Annotated in this window: 9 protein-coding genes; 2 read left to right on the top strand and 7 right to left on the bottom strand. The window is 60.8% G+C overall.

Annotation, left to right across the window (positions count from 1 at the left end):
- Nucleotides 1-364 precede the first annotated feature (364 nt).
- The 3 genes from ACYAR8_RS22685 to lgt form a co-directional block, all read right to left on the bottom strand.
- Complete coding sequence (locus ACYAR8_RS22685) at nt 365-655, bottom strand: catalase-related domain-containing protein (protein WP_463581125.1); 291 nt, start codon at nt 653-655, stop codon at nt 365-367.
- Between the two features lie 111 nt (nt 656-766).
- Entirely contained in the window at nt 767-1600 is an 834-nt protein-coding gene (locus tag ACYAR8_RS22680) for a thymidylate synthase (protein ID WP_074889717.1), read from the bottom strand.
- A gap of 73 nt (nt 1601-1673) precedes the next feature.
- Complete coding sequence (gene lgt, locus ACYAR8_RS22675) at nt 1674-2480, bottom strand: prolipoprotein diacylglyceryl transferase (RefSeq protein WP_074889720.1); 807 nt, start codon at nt 2478-2480, stop codon at nt 1674-1676.
- A 266-nt stretch (nt 2481-2746) separates the two neighbouring features.
- Here lgt and ACYAR8_RS22670 point away from each other — a divergent pair, with 266 nt between their 5' ends.
- Entirely contained in the window at nt 2747-3493 is a 747-nt protein-coding gene (locus ACYAR8_RS22670) for an NRDE family protein (protein WP_463581124.1), read from the top strand.
- 189 nt (nt 3494-3682) lie between these two features.
- Here the strand turns inward: ACYAR8_RS22670 and ptsP are convergent, their stop codons facing one another.
- The gene (gene ptsP / locus ACYAR8_RS22665; RefSeq protein WP_065986723.1) at nt 3683-5962 is read right to left on the bottom strand and encodes a phosphoenolpyruvate--protein phosphotransferase; all 2280 of its coding nucleotides are present in this window, start codon (nt 5960-5962) and stop codon (nt 3683-3685) included.
- A gap of 21 nt (nt 5963-5983) precedes the next feature.
- Nucleotides 5984-6463, bottom strand: coding sequence for an RNA pyrophosphohydrolase (locus ACYAR8_RS22660; RefSeq protein ID WP_062379340.1), 480 nt, complete (start codon nt 6461-6463; stop codon nt 5984-5986).
- 166 nt (nt 6464-6629) lie between these two features.
- Between ACYAR8_RS22660 and ACYAR8_RS22655 the strand changes: the two genes are divergently transcribed.
- Nucleotides 6630-7286: a histidinol-phosphatase gene (locus ACYAR8_RS22655; protein ID WP_108119144.1), complete on the top strand. Its 657-nt coding sequence runs from the start codon at nt 6630-6632 to the stop codon at nt 7284-7286.
- 111 nt (nt 7287-7397) lie between these two features.
- Here the strand turns inward: ACYAR8_RS22655 and ACYAR8_RS22650 are convergent, their stop codons facing one another.
- On the bottom strand, nt 7398-7826 hold the full coding sequence (locus ACYAR8_RS22650) for a DUF2269 family protein (protein WP_074889731.1): 429 nt from the start codon (nt 7824-7826) through the stop codon (nt 7398-7400).
- A gap of 255 nt (nt 7827-8081) precedes the next feature.
- The coding region (locus ACYAR8_RS22645; protein ID WP_463581123.1) for a threonine ammonia-lyase at nt 8082-8652 on the bottom strand (571 nt) is incomplete at its 5' end.

Here is an 8652-nt window from a genome sequence, read left to right as displayed (position 1 = left end):
TCAGCCGGGAAGAGGTCAGTGCGAGCACCATCACTTTTGTGGCGTGGCATCCGACGCCTTCCCGGCTAAAGCCGGTCCTACAAGTCGGCGTTCCAGCCAATCCCATTGAATACACGCGAATGCTGTAGTGGGACCGGCTTCAGCCGGGAAGAGGTCAGTGCGAGCACCATCACTTTTGCGGCGTGGCATCCGACGCCTTCCCGGCTAAAGCCGGTCCTACAAGTCGGCGTTCCAGCCAATCCCATTGAATGCACGCGAATGCTTTAGTGGGACCGGCTTCAGCCGGGAAGAGGCCAGTCTGATCACCATCACTCTTGCGGTGAGGCCCCTGACCCCTTCCCTGCTAAAACCGGTCCCACAGGGATCAGGCGTTGTGAATACGCTCAGCCGCAGCCGCCACGCCAATCCCGTACTCGGGGTCGGCCATTGAGCAATGGTCGATGTGCAGCTGGATAATCGGCGCCGACACGCCACGCAGAGAGCGGGCGGTGTTGTCGAACAGCGACTGTTTCTCCCGGGCGTTCATCAGGCGGAACAGGTTGCTCGGCTGCGAGTAATAGTCGCCATCCACGCGATGGTTCCAGTCAGCTTCCACGCCTTCGATGGACAGCGGCGGCTCTCTGAAACCCGGCTGTCCCTGGAACGCGCCACTCACGGTCACAGCCGACCAGATAATGCAGTGTGTCAGGCAATGTCCTGACACATACAAATCGCAATCGCGGGCAAGCGCGCTCCGACAGGCCCAGCGAACGGCTCGGATCAGCGATTAAACAGCCACTGGCGCCTTGATGCTCGGATCCGCGTCATAACCCACGATCTCGAAATCTTCGAATCGGTAATCGTAGATGCTCTCCGGGCGGCGCTTGATGTTCAGCTGCGGCAGCTGTCGCGGCGTGCGGGTCAGCTGCGTCGCGATCTGCTCTTCATGGTTGGAATAGGCGTGGGTGTCGCCCAGGCTGACAATGATCTCGTGGGGGATCAGGTCGCATTGCTGAGCCAGCATGTGGGTCAGCAACGCCAGCGCAGCGATGTTGTACGGCAGGCCGAGGAAGACGTCGGAACTGCGAATGTACAACTGCATCGACAGCTTGCCGTCGGCCACGAAGGCCTGGTACAGCAAATGACACACCGCAAGGGCCTGGCGTCCGGCCTTGACGTTCTCCTGCGGCGACAGCTTCTCGTCCGGCAGGTATTCGGTGTTCCAGCCGTGGAACAGGATGCGGCGGCTGTTGGGGTTGTTCTTCAGGCAATCGACCATGTAGTCGATCTGGTTGATCTTGCCGCCATCCTTGGTTGGCCAGCCGGTCCACTGTGCGCCGTACACCGGGCCCAGGTCGCCGTCTTCGGTGGCCCACTCGTCCCAGATGGTCACGCCGTTCTCGTTCAGCCATTTGGTGTTGGTGTTGCCGCTGAGCATCCAGATCAACTCGTTGGCGATGCTCTTGAAGTGCAGCTTCTTGGTGGTCAGCAGCGGGAAGCCATCGGCCAGGTTGTGGCGAATCTGCCGACCGAACACGGCCGTGGTGCCGGTCCCGGTGCGGTCGCCCTTGCGGGTTCCGTTGTTGATGACGTCCTGCAGCAGTTCAAGGTATTGCTTCATGACCAAAGGCCCTCTGTTTCGGTGAATCCGCCGAACCCTTCAGGCCCGGCGTTCAGCAAATGTACCCGGCGCGTCACGCTGCAGCGTTGTTGGCAGCGGGCGCGCGGTGGTAAGCAAGCCAGATCAGCACCAAACCGCCAATGATCATCGGCAGGCTGAGGATCTGCCCCATGGTCACCCAGCCCCAGGCCAGATAACCCAGCTGGGCGTCCGGCACGCGGACGAACTCCACCACGAAGCGGAAGATGCCGTAGAACAGCGCGAACATGCCGGAAACGGCCATGGTCGGACGCGGCTTGCGGGAGAAGAAATAGAGAATGACGAACAAGGCCACGCCTTCCAGCGCGAACTGGTAAAGCTGTGACGGATGGCGCGGCAGTTGCGCAGGGTCGGTGGGGAACACCATGGCCCAAGGCAGATCAGTCGGCTTGCCCCACAGTTCGGCGTTGATGAAGTTGCCGATGCGCCCGGCGCCCAGACCAATCGGCACCATGGGTGCGATGAAGTCCATGAGCTGGAAGAACGACTTGCCGTTGCGCTTGCCGAACCAGTAAGTCGCAATCATCACGCCGATAAAGCCGCCGTGGAACGCCATGCCGCCCTTCCACACTTCAAGGATCAGCAGCGGGTTGGCGATGTAGTTGGGCAGATCGTAGAACAGGACGTAGCCGAGACGCCCGCCGACGATGACGCCCATGGCGACCCAGAAAATCATGTCCGAGAGCTTTTCTTTGGTCCACGTCGGGTCAAAGCGATTCAGGCGACGGGATGCCAGGTACCAGGCACTGCCGATACCGACCAGATACATCAGGCCGTACCAGTGAATTTGCAGCGGACCGATGGCCACGGCTACCGGGTCAATCTGCGGGTAAGGCAGCATTGCGACTCCTTGAAATAGAAGCGCTCATTGAGCGACGAAGCAGAACTATGCGGCGGCGGTAGCAGGTGGTGCCACCCAATAATGATGAAACTTGGTGCAAGAGCGACCGCGTTGGCAAACCCGCACGCCGACGATATCGCCACGGCTGGCGCGGACATCTCTCAAAAACAGTGCGGCATGTTACCGGACCGGGCCGATCCGCTCTAGCAGCGTGCGATGGATGTCGGCGTGCGGGGTGGGTAAAGTGGCTCAAAAAGGAGTCATCCATGTGCCTTATCGTCTTCGCGTGGCGACCGTCGCACCCTCAGCCGCTGATTCTGGCGGCCAATCGTGACGAGTTCTACGCCCGCCCTACGCTGCCGCTGGCCCAGTGGGAAGACGCGCCGCAAGTGTATGCGGGGCGCGATCTTGAAGCGGGCGGGACGTGGCTGGGGATCAATGCTGACGGACGATTCGCAGCGCTGACCAATATCCGCGAGCCGGGCAAGCCACTTGGCCGTCGTTCGCGGGGCGAATTGGTTGCTGGTTTTTTAAACAATGAAGTTGCGACTGACGAGTATTTGCGTGATGTCGCCGCGCGTTCGGCGGAGTACGGCGGGTTCAACTTGCTGGTGGGTGATCTTCACCAGTTGCACTTCCTCAATGCGAACGACCCGACACCCCGCCGCCTGGAAGCAGGCGTTTACGGGGTGTCCAACGCCGGGCTCGACACGCCGTGGCCGAAGCTGGTGAAAGCCAAAGCCGCCCTGTCCGAACAGCTGCACGCGCCTGATCCCGAAGCGCTGTTTGGTTTTCTTGCCGACCACGCGCCTGCGCCGGACGCTGAACTGCCGAGCACCGGCGTTGGGCTCGCGACGGAGAAATTGCTGTCGAGCGTGTTCATCGCCAGCCCCAATTACGGCACGCGGGCGAGCACGGTATTGCTGGTTAATGCGGATGGCAGCCGGCGCCTGATCGAGCGTAGCTTTGGGCCGTATGGCGGGAGATTGGGAGAGGTAGATCTGAGGATTTGACTGCACCTCTTCCCGGCTAAAGCCGGTCCTACATAAACTGCTGCGCGTCTGCTGGTGCGGCGGGCTTACCCTTGTAGGACCGGCTTTAGCCGGGAAAGCGTCCTGTGTCACACCGCACATTTGAGGGCGACTGATCTGGCCTCTTCCCGGCTGAAGCCGGTCCCACTAAGAGCAGCGCAGCGCCAGCCCTCAATGCCCCTTCACAGACCCCGGATTGATCATCCGCGACAGGCCCAGATTCCTCAGCGCCAGTTGCAGCGAACTGCTGATGACTTGGGGATTGTCGTTCTTCATCAGTTGGGCCAACAGGTCTTTGGCCATGCTCAGGTTGATCTGGCGCAGCATCCACTTCACTTTCGGCAAGTTGGTGGCGTTCATTGAGAGGCTGTCGAAGCCCATCGCCATCAGCAGCACCGCCGCCGCAGGATCACCGGCCATTTCGCCGCAGATGCTCACCGGTTTGCCTTCGGCGTGGGCATCGCGCACCACGCTCTGCAAGGCCTGGAGCACCGCCGGGTGGAGATAGTCGTACAAATCCGCCACCCGCGGGTTGTTGCGGTCGACCGCCAGCAAATACTGGGTCAAGTCGTTGGAGCCGACAGACAGGAAATCCACCTGACGCGCCAGCTCACGGGTCTGGTAGACCGCTGCCGGCACTTCAATCATCACGCCCACCGGCGGCATCGGCACGTCGGTGCCTTCATCGCGCACTTCGCCCCACGCCCGGTGGATCAGGTGCAACGCCTCTTCGGTTTCGTGGGTGCCGGAGATCATCGGCAACAGAATCCGCAGGTTGTTCAAGCCTTCGCTGGCCTTGAGCATGGCGCGGGTCTGCACCAGGAAGATTTCCGGGTGATCCAGCGTCACGCGAATGCCGCGCCAGCCGAGGAACGGGTTGTCTTCCTTGATCGGGAAGTACGACAGCGACTTGTCGCCGCCAATGTCCAGCGTTCGCATCGTCACCGGTAACGGGTGGAACGCCGCCAGTTGCTCACGGTAAATGGCGAGCTGTTCTTTCTCGCTCGGGAACCGCTGCTGAATCATGAACGGGACTTCGGTGCGGTACAGGCCCACGCCTTCCGCGCCTCGCTGTTGCGCACGGGCCACGTCTGCCAGCAGACCGGTATTGACCCACAGCGGCATGCGGTGACCGTCGAGGGTCACGCACGGCAATTCACGCAGCGCGTCGAGGCCTTGAGAAAGCTGACGCTCCTCTTCGACGACGACGGAGTACTGCTTGATCAGTATCTCGGAGGGGTTGGTGAAGACTTCGCCGTGGTAGCCGTCGACGATCAGCTGGATGCCGTCGACTTTCGAGTACGGTAGGTCCACCACCCCCATGACCGTGGGAATACCCATGGCCCTGGCCAGAATGGCGACGTGGGAGTTACCCGAGCCGAGTACCGAAATCAGCCCCACCAACTTGCCCTCCGGCACCTCGCCAAGCATCGCGGGCGAGAGCTCTTCGCTGACCAGAATGGTGTTGTCGGGGTAGACCAGTGTTTGCTGGCGCGCTTCCTGAAGGTAGGCCAGCAGGCGGCGACCCAGGTCTTTGACGTCCGATGCGCGTTCACGCAGATAGGCGTCATCCATCAGCTCGAAGCGTTTGACGTGCTCGTTGACCACCGAACGCAACGCGCCCTGGGCCCACTGGCCGGTTTTGATGACGTTGGTGACTTCGCTGCCCAGCGAAGCATCGTCGAGCATCATCAGGTATACATCGAAGAGCGCGCGCTCTTCAGGACGCAATTGTGTCGCCAACTTCGCCGAAAGGGTGCGCATATCATTGCGAACGCCTTCAAGTGCAGTCTGGAACAGTTTAAGCTCAGCGGTGATGTCGGTGACGGTTTTGTCCGGCACGACTTCTAGGTCAGCCGGCGGCAGCATGACCAGCGCGGTGCCGACGGCAGCACCCGGTGAACCCGGCACGCCGACGAATCGGGCTTCCTGAATGCCCTTGCCCTGCCGACCTAGCCCGCGAATGGAGCCGGTGGCTTCTGCGTGGGCGATAACGCCGGCGAGCTGCGCGCTCATCGTGACCAGGAAGGCTTCTTCGCCCTCGTCGAACTGACGGCGCTCTTTTTGCTGGATGACCAGGACGCCCACTACCCTGCGGTGGTGGATGATCGGCGCACCGAGGAAAGAGGCGTAGCGTTCTTCACCGGTTTCGGCAAAGTAACGATAGCGAGGGTGATCGGCGGCGTTTTCGAGGTTCAGCGGTTCTTCACGCGTACCGACCAGACCCACGAGGCCCTCGTTCGGGGCCATGCTCACCTTGCCGATCGAGCGCTTGTTCAGGCCTTCGGTGGCCATCAGCACGAAGCGATTCGCTTCAGGATCGAGCAGATAGACCGAGCAGACCTGGCTGCTCATGGCCTCTTTTACGCGCAATACAATAATGCCCAACGCCGCCTTGAGATCCTTGGCGGAGTTAACTTCCTGGACGATCTTGCGCAGCGTATTGAGCATGGCTCGGGGTCGAACTCCGTGTCAGTCGCGCGCCAACAGGCGCGGGGCAAGCTCTTTGAGTGCGCGGCGATATACTTCGCGCTTGAATGTCACCACCTGGCCCAACGGGTACCAATAACTGACCCAACGCCAGCCATCGAACTCCGGTTTGCCGGTCAAATCCATCCGCACCCGCTGCTCGTTGGAGATCAGGCGCAGGAGAAACCATTTTTGCTTCTGGCCGATGCACAGCGGCTGGCTGTGGGTACGGACCAAACGTTGCGGCAGACGATAGCGCAACCAACCCCGGGTGCAGGCAAGAATTTCAACATCATGCCGTTCCAGCCCGACTTCTTCATTCAATTCACGGTAAAGCGCGTCTTCCGGGGTCTCCTGAGGGTTGATACCCCCCTGTGGAAACTGCCAGGCGTCTTGATTGATGCGCCGAGCCCATAAGACCTGACCAGCATCATTTGTCAGAATTATCCCGACATTAGGGCGAAAACCATCGGGGTCGATCACGGCTACAACCTCGCAAACGCATGTCGCCGCATTGTTCCACAAAGATCGTGAAGGCAGCAACGAGGCTGCGACAGCTTATCGTGACAACTGCATTAATAGATGCGATCTCTTAGGCAAACCTCGTATTCTTGTGCTCTTTTTTCTGATATTTCAGCGAGTAAAGCCCATGCGTCTGGCCCTCTTCGACCTCGACAACACCCTCCTCGGCGGCGACAGCGACCATGCCTGGGGCGATTACCTGTGCGAACGGGGCATCTTGGACGGCGCTGCCTACAAGGCACGCAACGATGCCTTTTATCAGGACTATCTGGCCGGCACGCTGAACCTGACCGACTACTTGAATTTCAGCCTGGAGATTCTCGGCCGCACTGACATGGCGCAGCTCGACGAATGGCACCGGGAATTCATGCGCGACTGCATCGAGCCCCTGATCCTGCCGAAAGCCATGGCCCTCATCGCCAAACACCGCGACGCTGGCGACAAGCTGGTGGTGATCACGGCGACCAACCGTTTCGTCACCGCACCGATCGTGGCCCGGCTGGGCATCGACACGTTGCTGGCGACCGAGTGCGAGATCGTCGATGGCCGCTACACCGGGCGCACCACTGACGTGCCGTGCTTCCGCGAGGGCAAAGTGACACGCCTGAACCGCTGGATCGAAGAGAACGGCTTCAACCTGGATGACAGCTGGTTCTACAGTGATTCTATGAACGATTTGCCACTGCTGGAGCAGGTCGCCCACCCGGTCGCGGTCGATCCTGATGAAAAGCTGCGCGCCGAGGCCACCCGTCGCGGCTGGCCGGTGATTTCACTGCGCGACTGAAAAGCCTTCGCGAGCAAGTGCCCTCCGGCCTACTAAAAGCACTGCGGTGTAGGAGCGCGCTTGCCCGCGAAAAATCGAGCAGGCTAGCCCTCTGTCATGGCAATCGGCGGTTTAAACCGGTTTGGCACCCATCAGACCGGCAATCGCCACGAAGCAGACCACGCTGAAGATGGCCAGGGCGAGTGTAAAGCGGGAATTACCCACGATCACCGGCCGGCGCAGGCGATTGACCCGCACCGCCAGCCAGGCCCAGCTCAAGGCGCCGAAGAGATACAGCACACTCGCCGCCAGCAGCCAGGTCTGTCCCAGCGGCCAGCCAGCGTAGTGCACCAGCCACCAACCGCTGATCGGCAGGGTTATCAGGCACACGCCCATCAGCACCCAGACAAATGCCCACGGCCGTTGCATGGCGCGGTTCTGCACCGTCGCATCGCCGGCCCGGCGGCCGCGAACGATCCACACGATCAGCCCCAGCGCGCAGATGAACAGCAGCACCGTGCTGACGACGTGCAGGATTTTCAGTGCAGCGAAGTGTTCCATTGTGTTCGTGTCCCTGTGTCTGGCGGTGTTTGAAGATTAGCAGCCGGTTGTATGTCGCCGCCGCTGTTGATCCTGTAGGAGCGTGGCTTGTCCCGCGATCTGGCGCGAAGCGGCAGCCCATGAGCGACCTTGCTTCTTCAGTCCGGAGACCGCATGCACGGTATTGCTGCCGGTTCCCGGCAGATCGCGGGACAAGCCTCGCTCCTACAGTCCCGGACATGAACCGCTGAAGTCAGCAGTGTCAGTCTTCGGAGCTCACCCCAAAAACAGCTTGTAAGCCGGGTTCTTGGTCTCGTCCCAATACGGGTAACCAATCTCTGCCAGCGCCTGCGGCACTAGATGCCGCTCATCTTCCGGCACCACCAACCCCGCCACCACTCGGCCATCCGCCGCGCCGTGATTACGGTAATGGAACATCGAAATATTCCATTTCCCGCCCAATTTGTTCAGGAAATTGAACAGTGCACCCGGACGCTCCGGGAATTCAAAGCGCAGCACCACTTCGTCGCTGACCCGCTCCGAATGCCCGCCGACCATGTGCCGAAGGTGCAGCTTGGCCAGTTCGTTGTCGGTCAGGTCCAGCACCGGGAAACCCTGTTCCGTCAGACTCGCGATCAGGGCCTTGCGAGGGTCGGTGTCGGGGTGGGTCTGCACGCCGACGAAGATGTGCGCCTCGCGGTCGGTGTGGTAGCGGTAATTGAATTCGGTGATCTGGCGTTTGCCGATGGCTTCGCAGAACGCCTTGAAGCTGCCCGCCTGTTCCGGAATGGTCACGGCAATGATTGCCTCGCGGCCTTCGCCCAGTTCAGCGCGCTCGGCCACATGG

This window comes from Pseudomonas sp. HP_01 (assembly GCF_055284355.1).
This window is presented reverse-complemented; position numbering and strand designations above follow the sequence as displayed.

What these genes read in the sequence shown, in the direction of transcription:
- ACYAR8_RS22655 (WP_108119144.1), top strand. Translation starts at nt 6,630, where the DNA reads ATGCGTCTGGCCCTCTTCGACCTCGACAACACCCTCCTCGGCGGCGAC.
- ptsP (WP_065986723.1), bottom strand. Translation starts at nt 5,962, where the DNA reads ATGCTCAATACGCTGCGCAAGATCGTCCAGGAAGTTAACTCCGCCAAG.
- ACYAR8_RS22670 (WP_463581124.1), top strand. Translation starts at nt 2,747, where the DNA reads ATGTGCCTTATCGTCTTCGCGTGGCGACCGTCGCACCCTCAGCCGCTG.
- ACYAR8_RS22680 (WP_074889717.1), bottom strand. Translation starts at nt 1,600, where the DNA reads ATGAAGCAATACCTTGAACTGCTGCAGGACGTCATCAACAACGGAACC.
- lgt (WP_074889720.1), bottom strand. Translation starts at nt 2,480, where the DNA reads ATGCTGCCTTACCCGCAGATTGACCCGGTAGCCGTGGCCATCGGTCCG.
- ACYAR8_RS22650 (WP_074889731.1), bottom strand. Translation starts at nt 7,826, where the DNA reads ATGGAACACTTCGCTGCACTGAAAATCCTGCACGTCGTCAGCACGGTG.